Source organism: Psychromonas sp. KJ10-10 (genome assembly GCF_047323245.1).
Lineage (GTDB): Bacteria > Pseudomonadota > Gammaproteobacteria > Enterobacterales > Psychromonadaceae > Psychromonas.
On the sequence record NZ_CP178826.1, the window covers coordinates 1069170 to 1087624 of the forward strand.

The 18455-nt window shown below is 36.6% G+C and carries 17 protein-coding genes and 4 pseudogenes; 18 read left to right on the forward strand and 3 right to left on the reverse strand.

From position 1 onward, the window contains the following. Nucleotides 1-57 precede the first annotated feature (57 nt). The 15 genes and pseudogenes from ACLKMH_RS06110 to ACLKMH_RS06180 all read left to right on the forward strand — a co-directional run bounded on the left by ACLKMH_RS06110 (nucleotide 58) and on the right by ACLKMH_RS06180 (nucleotide 13655). Nucleotides 58-945 carry a hypothetical protein gene (locus tag ACLKMH_RS06110; protein ID WP_413701264.1) on the forward strand — a complete coding sequence of 296 codons (888 nt, stop codon included), beginning with the start codon at nucleotides 58-60 and terminating at the stop codon, nucleotides 943-945. A 174-nt stretch (nucleotides 946-1119) separates the two neighbouring features. After that, nucleotides 1120-1542: a PilN domain-containing protein gene (locus ACLKMH_RS06115; RefSeq protein ID WP_413701265.1), complete on the forward strand. Its 423-nt coding sequence runs from the start codon at nucleotides 1120-1122 to the stop codon at nucleotides 1540-1542. Further along, the gene (locus tag ACLKMH_RS06120; protein WP_413701266.1) at nucleotides 1535-2203 is read left to right on the forward strand and encodes a hypothetical protein; all 669 of its coding nucleotides are present in this window, start codon (nucleotides 1535-1537) and stop codon (nucleotides 2201-2203) included. The genes ACLKMH_RS06115 and ACLKMH_RS06120 overlap by 8 nt, the downstream gene beginning before the upstream one ends. Then, nucleotides 2196-2519, forward strand: a complete 324-nt coding sequence (locus tag ACLKMH_RS06125; protein WP_413701267.1) for a hypothetical protein — start codon at nucleotides 2196-2198, stop codon at nucleotides 2517-2519. Before ACLKMH_RS06120 ends, ACLKMH_RS06125 begins: the two co-directional genes overlap by 8 nt. 30 nt (nucleotides 2520-2549) lie before the next feature. After that, nucleotides 2550-3059, forward strand: a complete 510-nt coding sequence (locus ACLKMH_RS06130; RefSeq protein WP_413701268.1) for a hypothetical protein — start codon at nucleotides 2550-2552, stop codon at nucleotides 3057-3059. After that, entirely contained in the window at nucleotides 3041-4204 is a 1164-nt protein-coding gene (gene mshL / locus ACLKMH_RS06135) for a pilus (MSHA type) biogenesis protein MshL (protein ID WP_413702271.1), read from the forward strand. The genes ACLKMH_RS06130 and mshL overlap by 19 nt, the downstream gene beginning before the upstream one ends. Beyond that, nucleotides 4204-5106 carry an ExeA family protein gene (locus ACLKMH_RS06140; protein ID WP_413702272.1) on the forward strand — a complete coding sequence of 301 codons (903 nt, stop codon included), beginning with the start codon at nucleotides 4204-4206 and terminating at the stop codon, nucleotides 5104-5106. Before mshL ends, ACLKMH_RS06140 begins: the two co-directional genes overlap by 1 nt. Beyond that, nucleotides 5103-6488: a tetratricopeptide repeat protein gene (locus ACLKMH_RS06145; protein ID WP_413701269.1), complete on the forward strand. Its 1386-nt coding sequence runs from the start codon at nucleotides 5103-5105 to the stop codon at nucleotides 6486-6488. The genes ACLKMH_RS06140 and ACLKMH_RS06145 overlap by 4 nt, the downstream gene beginning before the upstream one ends. Nucleotides 6489-6496: 8 nt before the next feature. After that, nucleotides 6497-8323 (forward strand): annotated as a pseudogene (locus tag ACLKMH_RS06150) (GspE/PulE family protein). Then, nucleotides 8323-9544: pseudogene (locus ACLKMH_RS06155) on the forward strand (type II secretion system F family protein). The pseudogenes ACLKMH_RS06150 and ACLKMH_RS06155 overlap by 1 nt, the downstream one beginning before the upstream one ends. Before the next feature lie 11 nt (nucleotides 9545-9555). Next, nucleotides 9556-10728, forward strand: a complete 1173-nt coding sequence (locus tag ACLKMH_RS06160; protein WP_413701270.1) for a hypothetical protein — start codon at nucleotides 9556-9558, stop codon at nucleotides 10726-10728. A 135-nt stretch (nucleotides 10729-10863) separates the two neighbouring features. Then, nucleotides 10864-12018: a hypothetical protein gene (locus ACLKMH_RS06165; RefSeq protein WP_413701271.1), complete on the forward strand. Its 1155-nt coding sequence runs from the start codon at nucleotides 10864-10866 to the stop codon at nucleotides 12016-12018. 61 nt (nucleotides 12019-12079) lie between these two features. After that, nucleotides 12080-12556, forward strand: a complete 477-nt coding sequence (locus ACLKMH_RS06170; protein ID WP_413701272.1) for a TerB family tellurite resistance protein — start codon at nucleotides 12080-12082, stop codon at nucleotides 12554-12556. A gap of 21 nt (nucleotides 12557-12577) precedes the next feature. After that, on the forward strand, nucleotides 12578-13345 hold the full coding sequence (locus ACLKMH_RS06175) for an SPFH domain-containing protein (RefSeq protein ID WP_413701273.1): 768 nt from the start codon (nucleotides 12578-12580) through the stop codon (nucleotides 13343-13345). Next, nucleotides 13320-13655, forward strand: a complete 336-nt coding sequence (locus ACLKMH_RS06180) for a zinc ribbon domain-containing protein (protein ID WP_413701274.1) — start codon at nucleotides 13320-13322, stop codon at nucleotides 13653-13655. Before ACLKMH_RS06175 ends, ACLKMH_RS06180 begins: the two co-directional genes overlap by 26 nt. A gap of 117 nt (nucleotides 13656-13772) precedes the next feature. Here ACLKMH_RS06180 and ACLKMH_RS06185 read toward each other — a convergent pair whose 3' ends face one another. After that, nucleotides 13773-13961, reverse strand: a complete 189-nt coding sequence (locus tag ACLKMH_RS06185) for a DUF2798 domain-containing protein (protein WP_413702273.1) — start codon at nucleotides 13959-13961, stop codon at nucleotides 13773-13775. A gap of 395 nt (nucleotides 13962-14356) precedes the next feature. On the opposite strand from ACLKMH_RS06185, the pseudogene ahpC reads away from it, so the two are divergent. From ahpC to ACLKMH_RS06200, 3 genes and pseudogenes are all read left to right on the forward strand, one after another. Next, nucleotides 14357-14915 (forward strand): annotated as a pseudogene (gene ahpC / locus ACLKMH_RS06190) (alkyl hydroperoxide reductase subunit C). Nucleotides 14916-15115: 200 nt separating this feature from the next. Continuing rightward, nucleotides 15116-16711: pseudogene (ahpF, locus tag ACLKMH_RS06195) on the forward strand (alkyl hydroperoxide reductase subunit F). A gap of 566 nt (nucleotides 16712-17277) precedes the next feature. Then, a complete protein-coding gene (locus tag ACLKMH_RS06200; protein WP_413701275.1) occupies nucleotides 17278-17754 on the forward strand; it encodes a phosphate-starvation-inducible PsiE family protein in 477 nt (158 codons plus the stop codon). A gap of 133 nt (nucleotides 17755-17887) precedes the next feature. On the opposite strand, the gene ACLKMH_RS06205 is transcribed toward ACLKMH_RS06200, so the two are convergent. Next, a complete protein-coding gene (locus tag ACLKMH_RS06205; RefSeq protein ID WP_413701276.1) occupies nucleotides 17888-18091 on the reverse strand; it encodes a cupin domain-containing protein in 204 nt (67 codons plus the stop codon). Further along, nucleotides 18063-18221, reverse strand: a complete 159-nt coding sequence (locus ACLKMH_RS06210; RefSeq protein WP_413701277.1) for a hypothetical protein — start codon at nucleotides 18219-18221, stop codon at nucleotides 18063-18065. The genes ACLKMH_RS06205 and ACLKMH_RS06210 overlap by 29 nt, the downstream gene beginning before the upstream one ends. Nucleotides 18222-18455 lie beyond the last annotated feature (234 nt).

An 18455-nucleotide genomic window follows, 5' to 3' on the forward strand; every position in this document is an offset into this window, starting at 1 on the left:
TTATTCGCCTATATTTATAAGTTAAGTCTCATAAAACAAAGAGAAATTACGCCTTTTATGTTTAAACAATGGTTCACTAAAAAAACAAAAAAAGAGATTGGTCTCTATTTAAGCGATAAGAAAATGACCCTTTGTCATATTAAAGAGGGTCAACCCATTCTGATTGCTAAAAAAACACTGAACTCTGAAAAACAGTGGCCAGAAATTTTTTCTGAATTAGCCAATGAACATCAATTACAGGGCTGTCAGGTATCAGTTGTTTTAGGTCGAGAACATTATCAAAGCTTTGATATTGAAAAGCCTAAAGTGAATGAAGCAGAGTTACTTGCGACCTTACCTTTTAGTATTAAAGACCTTGTTTCTGAAAGTGTTTTTAATTTAGTGGTTGATTATTACGATATGCCTTTTCAACAGCGTAAAGGTGAACAGATAAAAGCTATTTGTGTTCCTAAGCTACGTGTTCTAGCTATTAGAGATATGTTGCTTACTGCAGGCTTACAGCTTAAAAGTATTACTATTGAAGAACTTGCCTTATCGGCATTGTTGGGCACTCATAGCGAAGCGAATATACTGCTTTCACAACATGGTAATGAACTGGTGTTAACTGTTGCGAAAGAAGGGCAATTATATTTCTCGCATCGTTTGCGTGGCTTCAATGAATTAATTGCTTTACCACTTGAAGAGGTTGAGGATGCCTTGTTAGAAGGGTTAAGCTTAGAGCTACAACGCGCACTCGATTACATCAGCTCGCAGTTGCGAATTAACGGTATTAGCACTTTATACCTTGCGCTTGTTTGCCCAGATATTGATATGTTATCGGAAAAACTAGGCAGTTACTTGGCACGTAATGTTAAACCTTATTACATTGGTAGTGCAGAACATTCAACATTAGATTATCTCTCAATTATTGCCTATGGCGGATTAATGGGAGAGCAACAATCATGAAAAAATACATTAACCTTTATCAGCCGAGTTGCCATCCCAAACGCGAAAAAGCGACCTTTTCACAGTTCTTAGTTTTTCTTTCTGTTTGTTTATTAATTTCTGCTTTGGGTTATTTTTGGAGCGTAAAACAAACAGAGACATTAAATAAGCAATTAGCAGAGCAAAAAGCCAGGGTTGCCGAACCAACAATTAATGCTTTCCGATTTAGTACAAACGTTACAAAAAAATCGTGCACCAGAAGATAAACTACGTCTGCAACAATCATTACAGGAAGAAGTGAAGGCCAAACAACGTTTGCTGACACGTTTATCGGGAATTGATTTACAAGAGTCAGTAAGTTTTTCTGAATTAATGCGGGGGTTGTCCTACGCTAATATGCCCGAGGTGACAATTAATCACTTTTCAATGGTGGAACGAACTTTAAATATTAGTGGTGAAGCCAAACAAAGTGATTCAGTGCCGCTGTGGTTGTCTAATATTCAGCTAACTAAGGAGCTATCGAGCGTGGCTTTTAAAGCTCTTTCAATTACTGAAAATGAAGGTGTATTTAGTTTTCAGCTAACCAATACTGATGTTAAAGGAAACAAAAATGACTAAACTTAGCATCAGTGCTGTTAATGAATCATTTAATAATATGACCTTACGTGAGCGTTATATTATTTTTGTGGCGGTTTTAATTTGCTGTGCATCGGTAATGTTCTTTTGGGTAATTGATCCTGCTACTATCAAACAGGCAAAACTTGAAATTGCATTACAAAAAAGCTTCTCCGATGAAAAAACGATTAAAAAAGAAATTGCTGAAGTTGAACTACGCTTAAAGCAAGATCCTCTTCAAGACATCAATAAAAAGATTGCCTTCTCAGAGGCGAGTTTAAGCCAGCTTGATCAGCAATTAGCGGAAAAACTAGTAAAATTTATTCGCGCACAAAAAATGCCAATCGCCTTAACTCAGGTTTTAGCAAATACACCTGGAGTGAAAATTAGTGGCTTAAAATCGTTACCCGTTAAATTATTTCAAACTAATGATAATAAACAACTACCAGAGGAATCAGAACAGGATGTATTTTATCAGCATACTTTAGAGGTCTCTTTGGTTGGTGATTACAATGCAATTTATCAATACTTATTAAATGTAGAAAGCTTACAGGATAAGTTTTATTGGTATTCAATGGATTACAAAGTCAGTGAATACCCACTTGCTGAAGTAACTCTGCAGATTTATACATTAAGTGACCAACAGGAATTAGTCAGTGGTTAAATTTATTCTATTTAGTTTACTTATCAGTAGTGCATCATTGACTCATAGTGAAGTATTAGTCGATCCCTCTAAACCACTTAACTTTAGTGTTAAAAAAGCAGTCAAAGTTTCTCAACCAAGTTTGCCAACTTTGCAAAGTATTTTAGTTAAAGCAGGCAAACAACAGGCAATGTTAAACAATAAATTGTACCAACAAGGTCAATCAGTTAATGGTTACAAAATAACTAAAATTGACGCGCAAAAAGTATTATTAAGCTATCAAAATAAACAGTATAAATTAACCTTATATTCAGCGAATGAGCGCTTTAGTCAATAGGTGTGGGAGCGCTTTATGAAAAGGAATAAGATGAAAAAAATCATATCAATAAGTTGTTGTATTCTATTTTTAACAGCATGTCAGGCAACAAAAAAGAATGATGCCTCGGCACAAAAAGAAACATTACAAATACCTGAAGAGCAGTTAGTTGCCGAGCTTATTATCCCTGAAGATATCGAAGCTGAATTATATGCTGACTTGAGTGAAACTAATGTTGCGACCGAGGTTGAAGACAGACGAATTGATATTTCTGCGCGTGATGCCGATGCACGACTCTTTTTTGCGTCTTTGATCAGTGATTCTGAATACAGTGTCGCTATTCATCCTGATGTAAGTGGTGAAATTACCTTGTCTTTAAAACAAGTGACCTTAACAGAGGCCATTCGTGTTATTGAAGATATGTATGGATATGAGATTAAATTAAAGGGGCGTGTTTACCATATTTATCCTGCGGGAATGCGTATTGCTAGCTTTACCCTTGATTACTTGTTTATGAATCGAGGCGGTGGTTCCGTACCACTATTCTTTCAGGTGGATTAACTGATAGTGAAGATGACGATGATGATGGAAGCACGTCATCATCTTCTTCATCAAGTAACACAAGCAGTGCTAATGATCTGAAAACTCAGGAGTTAAGCGGATCTCTTAATTCTGATAGTTTGGAAAATGGTACTCAAATTACGACTATTACCAGTACCAATTATTGGGCCTATTTAGAAACTAAAATTAATTCGTTATTAGAAAATAAAAAAGACAGAGATGTCATCATTAGCCCTATGTCTGGCGTGATAACCATACGTGCCTATCCGAATGAAATTCGAGTAGTACGCGAATTTTTAGAAAACGAAACAGATCACCTTACTCGCCAAGTCATTCTAGAAATGCAATTGATAGAGGTCACGCTCAGTGATGAATATCAACAGGGAATTAGTTGGACGGATGTAGGCGACACCATTAATACCACCAGCACGCTATTTAATAGTGTGAGTCAAATTGCAGAGAGTGTGATTCAAAATACTATCGGCGGTGGTGGTGCTCTGACCTTAACTAACGGCTCCTTTACTTCAGTCGTTTCTTTGTTGTCTACACAGGGTGACGTAAATGTATTGTCTAAACCTCGTATCACAGCGATGAATAACCAGAAAGCCATTATTAAAGTGGGTGGCGACGAATACTTTGTAACTGATGTATCAACAACAACCGTTACGGGCACCACCACAAGTTCTAGCCCGAGTGTTGAATTAACCCCTTTCTTTGCTGGTATTTCAGTAGATGTGACACCAAAAATTAATAATGATGATTCTATTTTATTACATATACACCCAAGCATTATCGATATTGAAGAACAGTCAAAAACCATTAGTTTTGGCAGTGATGTCGGCGACTTAACCATCCCTGTTGCTAAAAGTGAAGTGAGAGAATCGGATACCGTGGTTAAAGCAACCTCTGGAGATGTGATTGTGATTGGTGGTTTAATGAAAACAATTGAGGAAGATGTTGTTTCTAAAGTGCCACTGCTAGCAGATATTCCTTGGTTAGGAGAGCTTTTTACTAATCGTCAAAAATTAAGTAGTAAAACAGAATTGGTTATTTTAGTTAAGCCACAGGTTGTTAAACAAAATACTTGGAAGCAAGAAATTCAAAAATCCTCTGATTTGATTGAAAAATGGTATCCGACTGAATGATTTACTTGCAACACTTTGGATTACAAAAAGCGCCGTTTTCATTAACTGCTGATACCCATTTCTATATTGATTTTATTCCTCATAAAGAAGCGCTGGAAGTCATTACTACGGCCCTCTCTTTTGGGGAGAGTATTCTCAAAATAATTGGGGAAGTGGGAACAGGTAAAACGTTATTATGTAATAAGTTAGAACAAGAGTTAGCTGAACAATATCTTATTTGTGTATTTGATAACCCTTACTTAAGTGCTCAAGAGCTTCGTTGTTCACTGGCGGTTAAAATAGGAATCGATAAATCTGAGTTTGATGATCGCTTATTCTTGACCGAAAAAATAAAAGAACGACTTTTGGAATTACACAAACAGGGAACAAAAGTGCTGTTGTTGGTTGATGAAGCACAGGCTATCCCTGATCACACCCTAGAAGCACTACGACTATTTTCCAACTTAGAAACTGACTCTGAGAAGCTACTACAGCTTGTTCTATTTGGACAACCTGAGTTTAATGTACGACTAGCAGATAATAAATTTCGCCAGCTACGTCAACGCATCACTTTTTCCTATCAACTTCGTCCTCTTTCTGAAAAAGAGATTGAACATTATATAACACAAAGGCTAAAGCAAGCGGGTTATCGTGGTGCTTGTTTGTTTAATACTCGTGTTTGTCGCAAAATTAGTCAGGCGAGTCGTGGCATTCCACGTTTAATTAATATACTTGCTCATAAAGTGTTAATTCTAAGTTATGGGCGACAACACTATAAAATTACCACTAAATTAGTAAAACAGGCGGTTGCTGATACTGAAGATGCCTATGTTATAAACTCACTATCAAAATGGTGGTTACTACTTTTTAGTTTTGTTGTGCTGAATTTAGTGTTGTTGTTATGGTGGAAAGGGATTCTATGAGCATTATTAATAAGATGCATCAAGAATTAAAAGATAGTGGTGATAGCGCTCCTATGTTGGTGGCTATGCCAAAAGCAAAAGGTACAAAGAAAGTAATTCTATTTTGTTTGATATTATTACTTTTCATATCATCAATTACCCTATCTTATCTTATCTACAAAAAACAGAGTAATAACAAAGACTTCCTTGAAGAAACAAAAATAACTGTTGAGCCTATGACCAGTCATGCAGTGGATCCTGTTGCTCAATTAAAAAGTGAAGGTCAGTTAAAAACTGTTGATGTTGACAAGCCGAAATTAGTTAAGCAAGAAGAAATAAAAGCACCTGAAGTAGCGCAAGAAAGTAATAACCAAGTTGCGCTTATAGAAAAACCACAATTAGTTAAACAAGAAGAAATAAAAGCACCTGAAGTAGCGCAAGAAAGTGTTAACCAAATTGAGCTTGTAGAAAAACCAAAATTAGTGGCGCAAGCAGAGGTGATAAAAGTCTCTGAAGTAGCCAAAGAAAGCTTTAAGCAACTCGATGTTGTTGTCGAAAAGCCACAATTAGTTAAGCAACAAGAACAGATAAAAGCACCTGAAATAGTTGCAGAAAGGGTTAAGCAATTTAAAGTTGCTAAATCAAAAGAAGCAGAACAAGTTGAGCCTATTAAAGCACTAATACAAACTGTGAAAGAGAAAGTTGTCGTTGTGGAAGCACCAACGACAGTCGCCAAACAGGTTCAGGCTCCAAAAGTCAGAGAAGAGCCTAAAGCCTCTGATAAGGTCAGTGCTCCCTATATCGAAATTAAAACCTCGACATTGACTAAGGATCAGCAAGCAGATATTTATCTCCAGAAAGCTGAAAAAGCATTATCGCAAGGGGATCTTTTATTAGCGACCAAAGAAAATAACAAGGCATTAAAAGTTAAGCCTGAGTTACATGAGGTTCGTAAATCATTAGCGCTATACTATTATGGACAGGGAGATAACGAGCGCGCATCTAGTGTATTAAAAATAGGTGCAGTCTCATTTCCTGAGTATGCTGATTTCAATTTGATGTTATCTCGTATTGCCTTAAAGAATGGTGATCAACAAAAAGCTTACTTATATTTAGATCAGCATCCTCCTAAGGTTAAAGGGAATTTAGATTATCATGTTAGTTATGCGATTCTAGCGCAAAAATTTAAGCAATATGCAAAGTCAGAAAACTTGTATCGTGGTTTATTAACACAAAGACCAAATAATGGTCGCTGGATGATGTCCTTAGCGATAGCACAGGATAAACAAAATAAACACGTCCTGGCTATTGAGAGCTACAAAAAAGCATTGTTACAGATAGATCTTTCTAGCAAAGCAAAACAATATATCAATCAACGTCTAAATTATTTACAACGTCAATAAGGGCAATAATGAAACCGCAACTAAAAAAACGTTTAGGTGATTTGCTTGTTGATGAGCAATTAATCACTGAAGCACAGTTGAATAATGCGCTAAAAGAGCGACGCAATCTTGGGTTGAAATTAGGTGCAACATTAACCCATTTAGGTTATATCAAAGAAGATCAAATGCTTAGCTTTTTGGCTCAGCAGACTGAATATAGAAATTGTAGATCTTCTTAAAGTTAAAATAGATCATAATGCTGTTCAACTTATTCCTGAAGTACATGCGCGTCGATTACGCGCACTCGCTATTCATGATACTGGTGAGATGATCACCCTAGTGGTATCGGATCCTGCGGATCTGCATAGCTTAGATGTTCTATCGACATTGCTAAAAGGGCGTGCTTTCGAGCTTATGATCGCCCGTGAAGATCAGCTAATCGAATCCTTTGACAGGGTTTATCGTCGTACCAAGGAAATTGCCTCTTTTGCGGTAAAACTCAGTGAAGAGCATGGTGAGACTAGTGCTTTCGATGTAAGTGGTTTAGAGCTTGGTGGTGAAGACTCAGATGCAACCGTAGTTAAATTATTACAATCCTTATTTGAAGATGCAGTACAGGTTGGCGCCTCTGATATTCATATCGAACCCGATGAAAAAGTACTACGCATTCGTCAACGTGTAGATGGTGTTTTGCAGGAAACCTTATTGCCAGAAAGCGGCATTGCTAACGCGCTGGTATTACGTTTAAAACTGATGGCACAGTTGGATATTTCAGAAAAAGGTTGCCACAGGATGGACGTTTTAATATCAATGTTAAAGATAAAAGCATTGATATTCGTGTTTCAACTATGCCTATTCAAAAGGGCGAATCAGTGGTTATGCGTTTGCTTGACCAATCTGGAGGCGTGCTTTCCTTTGATGAAATAGGTATTCCTGAACATTTACAAAGCCGATTAACATTACAATTAAAACGCCCAAATGGTTTGATTCTGGTGACTGGCCCAACGGGTAGTGGTAAAACTACGACACTATATTCTGCCTTGAGCATGCTCAATAATCCGGGTAGTAAAATCATTACCGTTGAAGATCCTGTTGAATATCGATTACCGCGTGTTAACCAAGTTCAAGTAAACAGTAAAATAGGCTTGGATTTCTCCACCGTTTTACGCACCGCCCTGCGTCAAGACCCAGATATATTACTAGTGGGAGAAATGCGTGACAGTGAAACCATGGAAATTGGTTTACGTGGCGCATTAACAGGGCATTTAGTGCTTTCAACCTTACACACTAACGATGCAATCAGTAGTACTTTAAGGTTATTAGACATGGGCGCACCTGGTTATTTGGTAGCGAGTGCATTACGTGCGGTGATTGCACAGCGCTTGATTCGCCGTTTGTGTGATAACTGTAAAACAAGCCATCAAACTCCCTTTGAAGAACAGATCCTGTTGGATCAATTAACCAAAGGTACATTAGCGCCACAGCATTTCCACAGCGCACCGGGTTGTCAGCGTTGTCAGTTTACCGGATATCGTGGTCGTATTGGTGTATTTGAATTATTAGAAATTGATGACGCAATGGTATCAGCACTGCGTTTGGATAATACCGAAGCTTTTTCACAAGCGGCTAAAAAATCAGAATATTTTCAACCATTAGCATTAGGCGCACTGGAATATGCTAAGCAAGGCATTACCTCATTAGAGGAAGTGTTTAAGTTAGTTGATCGTTTTGACAAAATAGATAAGCCAATTGCATCTCACCCTGATCAAGTATCCGCAGAGCAAATCGATGAAAGTACTGATTCAGGGCTAACGCTTGCTCCTCGTGATTCTTCCTCGAATGATGGTTATCGATAATGGCAATTTTTACCTATATCGGACGTGATGCTCAGGGAAACTCAACTAAAGGAGAGGTTGAAGCCAGCTCGCTGGATACGAGTCGCGGATCAGGTGATGCAGAAAGGGGTATTACCTTCTTCGATTAAAGAAAAAAATCAGGCGGTGAAAGTCTGGATTTAAGTTTAATCTTTGCATCTAAAGTGAGTTTGTCTGACTTAATTATTTTTACCAGACAACTTTATTCTCTGACCAAAGCTGGCATTCCTATTCTACGTGCCATTAATGGTTTGGCAGAATCAACTCACTCCAAGCTATTAAGTGAATCCTTACAAGATGTATTAGTGCGTATGCGTAATGGTTACTCGCTCTCTCGTCGCTATGGGCGCACATCCTCGCGTTTTCTCACAATTGTATGTATCTCTTATTCAGGTAGGTGAAAATACCGGTCAGTTAGATCGTATTTTTTTACAGTTATCTGAATATTTAGAGCAGGAAATAGAAACACGTAAACGCGTTAAAAGTGCCATGCGTTACCCAACTTTTGTATTGATTGCATTAGCCGTTGCAATGGTGATCTTAAATATTTACGTGATCCCAACCTTTGCAAATATGTTTGCAAAATTCCATGCAGAATTACCCTGGACAACAAAAGTATTATTAGGAACTTCTTCCTTTTTTGTAAACTATTGGCCTTTTATGTTGGCCTTTATCATTGGTGGTTTTATTGCTTTAAAGGTTTGGTTAAACAGTAAAAAAGGTGCTTATTCTTGGGATAAATGGAAATTAAAAATACCCATTGTGGGCAGTGTCATTGAACGTTCTTTATTAGCGCGTTTTTCGCGTAGTTTCGCGATGATGCTCAGTGCTGGTGTACCACTAAATAATGCACTGTTTTTAATTGCTAACGCCGTCGATAATAACTATTTAAAAATTAAAATATTAGCCATGCGTTCTGGTATTGAATCAGGCGAGCCTTTACTAAAAACAGCAACCACAGCAGGTTTATTTACGCCCTTAGTATTACAGATGATAGCCGTTGGTGAAGAAACGGGACAAATTGATGAATTACTTAACGAAGTCGCCGACTTTTACGAACGTGAAGTGGATTATGAATTGAAAAATATGACCGCAAAAATAGAACCTATTTTGATCTCCTTTGTCGCTGTGATGGTACTGATTTTAGCCCTTGGTATATTCACCCCAATGTGGGACATGATGGGCGCAATGAAGGGCGGGTAGAGGTGTATTTTATGGATTATTATATTCAAAAATATAGTGAGTTTATTTTATCTCTTACGGATGTTAAAAACGCTGAATTTCCTGATTCGGCATTTCTTGTTTCAGAGCATGAGCAGATATCAAGTGGGCACTCAATATCTGGCGTATTTTGTCATACTGCAAAATCAATTAATGAGAATAGCCTAAATAGGATTTGTGATTTTATTATTTACGAAAACAGTAAAAATAGGAGACCTTGTATAGCTGTTGAAGATACTACTGGCATCTATTCTGTTATTAAAGAGCGCTTAAATCAGCTTCCGAATTCTAAATCAATTAGAAAATCAGACCCTAACTGGGTTGTTCACGCAACAAACTTTAGGAATGGGAAAGCCATTATTCAGGATGGGAAAATAAAATCTCAGAAACGATTAATTGATGAAAAATATTTTTCAGAACATCAACTAGGTTACAAATATAATAATGAACCTGTGGATTATTTAGATCATATTAATTTTGCAATAAACGATAGTATCTGGCCTGAAACAGTCGTTAGCTCAAATCAAAGTGGATCTATAGGTGATTTTGATGAGCCCTATAATCCAGGCATACGATTCTATATAAATGCTCATGATTTAATAAAATCAGGTTTGGTAATACGAACAGGCGCTCCTTTTCTAAAGGTTGTGGGCGAACTGAGTTTTAATGATTACTTGAATTACCCAATCTCGATAGAGCTATTTGATGAGCAAATATGGACACCAAGAACTTTTACAGTTGCGACTAATAACGTATTTATGGAGATCTTCTTAAAAATCCCTGAAAAATTTCATAATGTAAAATATGTGGCATCGAGGATTCCGGGAGTACCGAATGAATCAGATATGTCTCTAGGCGCTAACTGCCAAGTTTTTGCATATAATTTGTTAAGGGCTTTAGGACTAAATCCTCCAACCCTTAGGTCTAGTGAGCTTTGGTCGGAAAGTGAGTTTACAACTACAGTGGATGACTTCAAAGAACTAGACATTATGCTTTATAACAAATCTCAAGAGTCTTATGGCGCACATCTTGGAATATATGTTGGTCACGGGATTGTTTATCATTTATCTAAAGATAATGGTATTCCGAAATTTGAGAAGCATTTAGATTTATTAAAACAAAGTAAATATAGTCGCTTTATTGGTGCGAAACGAGTTAACTATTAATAAATCTAACTGTGAAAATTATGCGTAAACCATGAAGGTCAAATCTTTTATTTTGTATAGTGCTAGAAGGGGAATAGAGATTAGTCGTTGTTTATCCCATCAGTCATTTCTAAAATAGCGAGGCAACGCACATCCATGTCGACATTATTTTTTATCATTATTGCCTTTAGTGGTGTGCTTGCTGGGTTATTTGAAGGGCACCGCTATAAGCAACGTCAAATAAAAAACACACTCATTCGTGGACAGCAAAAACAAAATAAACAAAAACAACAAATCCAGCGCGACAAAATTAAACAGCTTGATAAATACTTTTCTGAAACTCTGATTAAAAGTCGCGTTGAACAAGCATTTTTTATCATCAAAAATGCGACTTTATCCCATCAAGTTCGTTCAGCTACCGCATTTATCAGCGATGGCCTTGCTGAGTCGATGCAAATCCAATTTGAAATTCAAAAACACAGGCGACATCAGTATAAAATTGAAAACCTTCATTTAAATACCTGTGAGTTAGTGGGAATGGAGGCCGATAAACATTTCGAAACCTTGCACTTTAAGCTTGATTCAAGTGCTAACTATCCGATAGTTGATGACAGTGAAGGAGGCAATAAAATCTCCTCTGGTGTTGGCAGGATACAGCACATTGAATATTGGACTTTTGTTCGTACACCTGGCACTCAAACTCACAATACACCGGGCTTAATTGAGGGGCATTGCCCAAATTGTGGCAATATATTAAAGCTCAGTCAGTTTGCATTATGTGAGTCCTGTGGTTCTTTAGTTGGTTCAGGCGAGTACGATTGGATTTTGGCTAAAATAACCAGTGAAATGCAATGGCGTTTTCAAAATGCTAAACGACAAATTTCAGGTGTTTCAGAGTACCAAGTGGTGGATCCTGCTTTTAATATTCCTTTGATTGAAGATAGAGTCACTTCAATTTTTTGGCGCTTACAAAAAGCTTGGTTAACACAAACCGTCGACCCGCTTCTATCTGTTGCGCATCCTGAGTTTATAACCCAATTTGAACAGCAACATCTAAATAAATTTCATTTTTATAATATACAGTTGGGGCTTTGTGAAGTGACTCATGTCGAATTTGGCGAAGACTTTGATAAGGTTTATATCTTAGTAAAATGGCAGGCAGATAAAATAGAGTTAAATACAGATCATATTGCTGAAAACAGATTACATGCTTACCAAGTAATACTCATCCGTCAAACAGGTTTAAATAGCGATCTGAAGAAAGGTTTGCATTCCTTACACTGTTTTAGTCTGCGGCGCCCCACAAAGTGAAAACTACCAAGATTGCTGTGAATATTGTGGTAATCGTTTTAATAGTGGTGAGCAAAACTGGGTGTTAAAGGAATTTTCACCCTACATTGAACGTATCATCAAATTAAAAGGGCAAGCCTTTGCTGTTGATGCCAGAATTCATAAAAAAGCAGATCGTATTTATGATCCGATCTCGTTACTTTCTAGTTTAGTACTAGTGTTATTTGCAGATGGAAAAATTGATCCTGCCGAAAAGCAATATCTTGATGAATTTGTTAAAAATCGGCGTATTCCACAAAAAGTGCTAGAGGATATTCTTAAAGTGGCTGAGGCTGGCGAGTTAAAAATACTTACTCCCAATGAAACTCTAGATGCCTCTGACTGGTTAGATAAACTTATTGAGATGTGTTTAGCTGATGGCGAAGTGTGCTCTAAAGAACAAAAGCTATTACTCGCTTTTGGTGCTAAATTTAATATTTTAGCCATTGATATTAATCTGCGTATTAAACGCATCAGACAAAGAATGTATTTAGAAAATAAAGAAATTTTAAAGTCTTAAATTCAAATCTAAGGAACAGGCATGAATATTATTGATCGCATCAAATACGATGGTCCCAGTGATGTATTTGCATGGCGTTGGCCCCATGATAGTTTAGTTTGGGGAACACAGGTGATTGTTAACCAAGCACAGGAAGCGTTATTCTTTAAAAATGGTCAAGCCTTAGTTCTATTAGGCCCTGGCAGACATACCTTAAAAACAGCCAATATCCCACTGCTTGAGCATATCGTTAATTTACCTTTTGATAACCAAACGCCTTTTAGCGCGGAAATTTATTATATTAATAAAGCGGTCAATATGGATATGAAGTGGGGGACACGAGAGCCAATTCCCATTTTAGAGCCTATCTATAATGTTTTTGTACCGGTGCGTGCTTTTGGCCAGTTTGCAATTCAAATCAAAGACGCGAAAAAGTTTATAACTAGCTTAGTAGGCACTGTCGATGAATTTGATCAGCAGAAGGTGTTAGATTATTTTCGTGGTCACTTGATGACTCGAATTAAGGATTATATTGCTGAAAAAGTCATTAAAGATAAAATTTCATTGTTACATATCAGTGTTTATCTTAATGAATTTTCAGAGGCACTTGAGCAGGATATAAAAGACGAGTTTGAACGCTTTGGCATTGAAATCATTAATTTTTATTTAAGTTCTATTAATATTCCAGAGGATGATGTCAGTGTCATTAAGCTTAAAGAGATGCTCGCTAAAAAAGCTGAATATGATCTCTATGGGCAAGATTATGACAAAGTAAAAATGTTTGATGTTGCTGAAAAAGCAGTATGCTAATGAAGGGCAAGGCGTTGCTGGTGCGGGAGTAGGTATGGGGGTTGGCATGGGCATTGGCCAACAAATGAGTAATATGAGTGCCGGATTAATGGATCAGAAAACGGAACAAAAACCAGCGCAAAGCACAGTCACACAGCAGGGCGAAGCAGTTTGCCAACATTGTGAGCATGTCTTACCAGCCAAGGCTAAGTTTTGTCCAAATTGTGGCACAGAACAAAATACAACTCCAAAACTCTGCTCTGAATGTGGCACTGAAAATACCCCGGATGCAAAATTCTGTGCAAACTGTGGTTTTACACAAGGTGGCTAAACAAGACTGCTAAGCAAAATAGGTAATTAGTTTTTTAGTTCATCCAAGATTCAGTCTTCATTTTTATCTGATTCTTGGAAATGGCCTTATCTTCCTTTTAATTACTTTAACTTATGCTTAATTTTCTATGCTACAAAGTTTTTGCGCTAATGCATTAATAGGTTTTGCAAACAGAAAAATAAAGCTAAATGCTATCGGCCAAGCAATAATAAAAGCTTTCCCCCAGCGTTGAAAAAAGCCGGTATCTACACCCGTATTGACCGTTGTAATAACAGCTGTCATTAGAGTTACCATAAAAATGGACATCAGAAAGGGGGCAAAAAAGGTAGTAGGCGTTTGGGTAACATTGGTTGTCCTTAGTGTTAATGTAGTTTTTTCTAATTTAGTTAATTCTTTACTTAACTTCAATCTATTAATTTTCTAGGATGTAAGTTTAAAATCGTAAAGTGCCAAGGTATTTCTCTTGTATCAAAAAAAGGGCCTGGTTAGTTTCCTAAAAACAGCTAACGTATCTAGGATCATATTCTTTAACCTGCTGAATCATATCCTATATCGATGATATGCTCCTTTGATAGCTTTTAGTTATTGAATCAATAAAATCAAACGATTTAACCTTTTTAAATTTTTCCTCCATAATCCTTCCATCGACTCGCAAGACGGGTTTGAAATATGTTTTTAACTCACTATATAGGAATAACAAAATGATAAATTCTAAACTAAAACCATTCAACGCAACTGCTTTTAAAGAAGGTGAATTTGTAGATATTTCTGAGCAAGATGTGCTAGGTAAATGGTCAATTTTCTTCTTCTACCCAGCTGACTTTACATTTGTTTGCCCAACTGAATTAGGTGATGTTGCTGACCATTATGAAGAACTACAAAAACGTGGTGTAGAAGTTTTCTCTGTATCTACTGATACTCACTTCACTCATAAAGCATGGCACGATAGCTCAGAAACTATCGGTAAAATCAACTACTACATGGTAGGCGATCAATCTGGTGTTATTACAAATAACTTCGGCATGATGCGTGAAGGTCAAGGCCTTGCAAACCGTGGTACTTTCTTGATGGATCCAGAAGGTGTTATTCAAGCACTAGAAGTTACTGCTGAAGGTGTTGGCCGTGACGCTGAAGACCTAATGCGTAAAGTTAAAGTCGCACAATATGTTGCTCGCTCACCCAGGTGAAGTATGTCCAGCTAAATGGAAAGAAGGCGAAGAAACGCTTGCTCCTTCATTAGACTTAGTAGGTAAAATCTAAACCTAATTAATGTTTAAGCATGCTTAAACGTTAAATTATAGGCAATGACTTCAGTCTCGAATCCGCTGACTGAAGTCATTTAAAAATAGATTTTTATAAAACCTCGTTGACCTGAAAGTCGATTTTTAAATTATCCAAATTGCTAACTGCGTTTTTAATAAACGTATCTTATAGCCATAAATAAAAAGTAAGGTGATATTATGTTAGATCAAAATATGAAAACCCAATTAAAAGCGTACTTAGAAAATTTAAAAACAGAAGTACAACTAGTTCTTAGTCTAGATGATAGTGAAACTGCAAAAAAATTACACACATTAGCAACTGATATTGCTTCATTGCACAATAAAGTGTCGGTAATTGAAGATGCATCAGCAAGTGTTCGCCAGCCTATCATGCAAGTAGTTAACCCAACTAAAAATACGGCAATCGGTTTTGCTGGTTTACCAATGGGTCATGAATTTACATCATTAGTATTAGCGTTATTACATAGTGGTGGACACCCTATGAAAATTGACGCTGAAGTGATTGAGCAAGTGCGTAACTTAGAAGGCGAGTTCAACTTTGAAGTGTTTATTTCTTTAAGTTGTCAAAACTGTCCTGACGTTGTTCAAGCGTTAAATATGATGGTCACGATTAACCCACAAATCAAAACAACTATGATTGATGGCGTCGCATTCCAAGATGAAGTAGCAGAACGTAACATCATGGCGGTACCAAGCGTTTACTTAAACGGTGAAGTATTTACACAGGGTCGTATCACATTAACTGAAATTTTAAGTAAAGTAGATACTGGCGCGACCAAGAAAAAGTCTACGCATTAAATGAAAAAGACCCATATGAAGTATTAGTTGTAGGCGGTGGTCCAGCGGGTGCATCTGCTTGCAATCTATGCTGCACGTAAAGGTATTCGTACTGGTGTTGTCGCGGAACGTTTCGGTGGACAAGTCATGGATACAATGGCAATTGAAAACTTTATTTCTGTTAAAGAAACTCAAGGTCCTAAATTAGTCTGCGCACTTGAAGAGCATGTTAAAGAATACGATGTAGACATCATGAATGAACAACGCGCTGATTCAGTGGTTGTTGCAGAAAAAACAGAAGATGGTTACATTCACGTTTCATTAGAAAGCGGTGCAACATTAAAAAGCCGTAGTGTTATCTTATCAACGGGTGCTCGTTGGAGAAAAATGAACGTACCGGGTGAGCAAGAGTACAGCAATAAAGGTGTTGCATACTGTCCTCATTGTGATGGACCATTATTTAAAGGTAAAAAAGTAGCGGTAATTGGTGGCGGTAATTCAGGCATCGAAGTCGCAATCGACTTAGCAGGTATCGTGGCTCACGTGACTGTTTTAGAGTTCGCTGATACATTACGTGCAGACCAAGTTTTAGTCGATAAAGCTAATAGCATGGCTAACATTACGATTATTAAAAGTGCACAGACAACTGAAGTGATTGGTGATGGTACACGTGTTACTTCGCTTAAGTACCTTGACCGTGACACTAATGAAGAAAATGAAGTTGAGTTATCAGGTATCTTTGTACAAATTGGTTTAGTGCCAAATAGTGAGTTCTTGAAAGACAGTGGCGTTGCTTTATCACCACGTGGTGAAATTGAAGTAAATGCAAAAGGTGAAACTTCATTACCAGGTGTATTCGGCGCCGGTGATGTAACAACAGTACCTTATAAGCAAATTATTATCGCAATGGGTGAAGGTTCAAAAGCAAGCTTGAGTGCATTTGACCATCTTATTAGAACGCCTGCTCCAGTAGCTAAAGTTGCTGAAGTTGCATAACTTTTCACAATAAAAAGTTATAAAGATTTTATTGTAGTAAAAAGCCAAATACTTAGTATTTGGCTTTTTTTGTTATTAAATAGGCAACTGTTTTAATTTAAATTATTGACTGTTTTAATATTTGAAAATAACTTCTTAGTGTATTTTATGAGTACTATAAAGCTCATTGTTACAGCTAAACCTCCCCCGTAATTTATCCTACAAATAATTTTAATTGATGATCTTTGTTTTTTTGAATAAAGTTTTTAGGTCCTTTGGTTTGAATGTTGGTCTGCTCCCAATATCAGCGACTGTATTACAAACTGTTTTAAGCAACGATTGAGCTGTGACAGTTAAAAATAGTTTTCTTTTAAGCGCTTATTTAATTTAGCCTATCAATAATTGTACTAAAATTAATAAAAAGCATTTCAATGTTCAATGACTCAATTTAATTAATCATTTATTGGAAATGTAATAATCCATTGAATACTTGGTTTTTGTAAATTATGGTAAGTTGAGTGTTAAAAAATCAGTTGGAAATGAGAAATTCTACAGCTTTATTCATTTAGTCAATTACGGGATATATTATGAAACATGAAGAATTACCCGAAAATACTTCAGATACGTTATTAAATGTATTACACGCTAATATTAGAATTGCGATTAAAATACTGGCTGTTTTGATGGTAATAGTCATTTATTGGAGTATTGCAGATGCTATTTATGTGCTTTATATGAGGTTATCAGCTCCACCCTATTGGCTTTTAAATGTAGAAGATATTCTGCAAACTTTTGGTGCATTTATGGTGGTATTAATCGCGGTTGAAATATTTATCAATATTCGCTTATACCTTGGTTCACATGTTCTCCCTGTAGAACTAGTTGTTGGAACCGCGCTAATGGCTGTTGCACGAAAAATCATCATATTAGACCTTAAAGTGGTTTCCGCAGAACATGTTTTAGGGCTAGCTTTGGTAACGATTGCCTTAGGAATCACTTATTTTCTAGTAAGGCATAAAACCATATCCAAATCTAAAAATTCACTCAAGCAAGGTGAAGAATAAGCTCCCCTTTATGTGATTAACATATTGTCAATTGCTTAGTTTTTAGACACAAAAAAAGCGACTAAAAAGTCGCTTTTTCAATCTAGGTTGGAAATTGCCACCTATTTTATTTATTCCTGCAAAAACTTTCTGTTTATAGAAAATCTTCTCTGTGAGGAGTAAATACGTCGATTAACATACCTTTCTCAAGACATGTTGCACCGTGTGGAAGATGGCCTTGCTTGTAAGCTGCATCGCCCGCTTTTAGAATTTGTTTTTTACCATCAATGATGAATTCAAACTCACCAGAAATAACGTAAGTAATTTGCTCATGTGGATGAGAATGAACAGCAAGCATGAGTACCTGTTTCAAAATGCACTTCTACAACCATTAAGTTGTCATTATAAGCTGTTACTTTACGACGAAGACCGCCACCACAATCAACAAATGTACCTTCTTCGCTTTTAAAAATGTTTTTAATTTCCATTATACCCTTCCTTTGTTGGTTAATTTTGCACGTGTATCTAATTGATCTTATTAATTGTATTATAATATACCTTTGAGTATACACTTTTTCTTTAAAATTTAAAAACTAACTCATGTAAACAGATTAAGAATATGAGTGTTTAATCTTGTTTTGAAACCTTCAGCTTTTGTAAAGTTTGTCTTCTATTACAGTAAATCGAAGGCTAAATACCTTTAAGTTCGAGTTATTAATTTT

What these genes read in the sequence shown, in the direction of transcription:
- ACLKMH_RS06110 (WP_413701264.1), top strand. Translation starts at nt 58, where the DNA reads ATGTTTAAACAATGGTTCACTAAAAAAACAAAAAAAGAGATTGGTCTC.
- ACLKMH_RS06120 (WP_413701266.1), top strand. Translation starts at nt 1,535, where the DNA reads ATGACTAAACTTAGCATCAGTGCTGTTAATGAATCATTTAATAATATG.
- ACLKMH_RS06130 (WP_413701268.1), top strand. Translation starts at nt 2,550, where the DNA reads ATGAAAAAAATCATATCAATAAGTTGTTGTATTCTATTTTTAACAGCA.
- ACLKMH_RS06145 (WP_413701269.1), top strand. Translation starts at nt 5,103, where the DNA reads ATGAGCATTATTAATAAGATGCATCAAGAATTAAAAGATAGTGGTGAT.
- ACLKMH_RS06160 (WP_413701270.1), top strand. Translation starts at nt 9,556, where the DNA reads ATGGATTATTATATTCAAAAATATAGTGAGTTTATTTTATCTCTTACG.
- ACLKMH_RS06165 (WP_413701271.1), top strand. Translation starts at nt 10,864, where the DNA reads ATGTCGACATTATTTTTTATCATTATTGCCTTTAGTGGTGTGCTTGCT.
- ACLKMH_RS06175 (WP_413701273.1), top strand. Translation starts at nt 12,578, where the DNA reads ATGAATATTATTGATCGCATCAAATACGATGGTCCCAGTGATGTATTT.
- ACLKMH_RS06180 (WP_413701274.1), top strand. Translation starts at nt 13,320, where the DNA reads ATGTTGCTGAAAAAGCAGTATGCTAATGAAGGGCAAGGCGTTGCTGGT.
- ACLKMH_RS06185 (WP_413702273.1), bottom strand. Translation starts at nt 13,961, where the DNA reads ATGTCCATTTTTATGGTAACTCTAATGACAGCTGTTATTACAACGGTC.
- ACLKMH_RS06200 (WP_413701275.1), top strand. Translation starts at nt 17,278, where the DNA reads ATGAAACATGAAGAATTACCCGAAAATACTTCAGATACGTTATTAAAT.
- ACLKMH_RS06205 (WP_413701276.1), bottom strand. Translation starts at nt 18,091, where the DNA reads ATGCTTGCTGTTCATTCTCATCCACATGAGCAAATTACTTACGTTATT.
- ACLKMH_RS06210 (WP_413701277.1), bottom strand. Translation starts at nt 18,221, where the DNA reads ATGGAAATTAAAAACATTTTTAAAAGCGAAGAAGGTACATTTGTTGAT.